At 61.5% G+C, this 1,235-nt stretch carries 1 protein-coding gene; it reads right to left on the bottom strand.

Features of this window, described 5'->3' with window-relative positions:
• A partial coding sequence (gene bamA / locus DMX11_RS25795) for an outer membrane protein assembly factor BamA (RefSeq protein WP_110748652.1) occupies positions 1-1,235 on the bottom strand: 1,235 nt, incomplete at both ends.

Raw genomic sequence — 1,235 nt, 5'->3', positions numbered from 1 at the left:
AGGATCAGGCCCGCACTCTGGGCGAAGCCGACGCTGGCGGTGATCGAACCGGAAGCCTGCTCTTCGACGCTGTAGTTGACGTCGACCTGGTCGTCGGTGCCGGGCACCGGTGGGGTCTCGACGTTGACTTCCTTGAAGAAGCCCAGGCGCTCCAGGCGAGTCTTGGACTGGTCGATCAGGTAGGTCGAAGCCCACCCGCCTTCCATCTGGCGCATCTCGCGACGCAGCACTTCGTCTTCAGTCTTGGTGTTGCCGCGGTAGTTGATGCGGTTGACGTAGGCACGCTTGCCCGGGTCGACCACGAACATGATGTCTACCGTGTGGTCCTCGTCGTTCGGCTGGGGCACGCCGTTGACGTTGGCGAAGGTGTAGCCTTCGTTACCCAGGCGACGGGTGATCAGCTCGGACGTGGTGGTCATCACCTTGCGCGAGAACACCTGGCCCGGCTGCACCAGCAGCAACGACTTGACCTGGTCTTCCGGCACCTTCAGGTCACCGGAGAGCTTCACGTCGCGAACGGTGTACTTCTCGCCTTCGTTGATGTTGACGGTGATGTAGACGTGCTTCTTGTCCGGGGTGATCGACACCTGGGTGGAGGCGATGTCCATGTTGATGTAGCCGCGGTCCAGGTAGTAGGAACGCAGGCGCTCCAGGTCACCGGAGAGTTTTTCGCGGGCGTACTTGTCGTCGTTCTTGAAGAACGACAGCCAGTTGGTGGTCTTCAGCTCGAACAGCTGGCCCAGGGTTTCATCGTCGAACACGTTGTTGCCGACGATGTTGATGTGCTGGATGGCAGCAACGGTGCCTTCGTTGATCTTGATCTTCAGCGCCACACGGTTGCGCGGCTGCGGCACCACCTCGGCGTCGACCTCGGCCGAATAGCGGCCCTGGGCCACGTACTGGCGCTGCAGTTCGTTACGCACGCCTTCCAGGGTGGCACGCTGGAAGATCTCGCCTTCGGCCAGGCCCGATTGCTTCAGGCCCTTCATCAGGTCTTCGGTGCTGATCGCCTTGTTGCCTTCGATCTCAATGCTCGACACCGACGGGCGCTCGACCACGTTGATGATCAGCACATTGCCATCGCGGTTCAACTGGATGTCCTGGAAGAACCCGGTCTTGAACAGGGAACGGGTCGAGTCCACCAGACGGCGGTCATCGGCCTGGTCACCGACGTTCAGCGGCAAGGCCCCGAACACGCTGCCGGCGGAAACCCGCTGCAGGCCGTTGACGCGAAT

The organism is Pseudomonas sp. LB-090624, assembly GCF_003205205.1.
Taxonomy (GTDB): domain Bacteria; phylum Pseudomonadota; class Gammaproteobacteria; order Pseudomonadales; family Pseudomonadaceae; genus Aquipseudomonas.
Note: the sequence above shows the minus strand (reverse complement) of the source record. Positions and strands in the feature narration are given on the sequence as shown.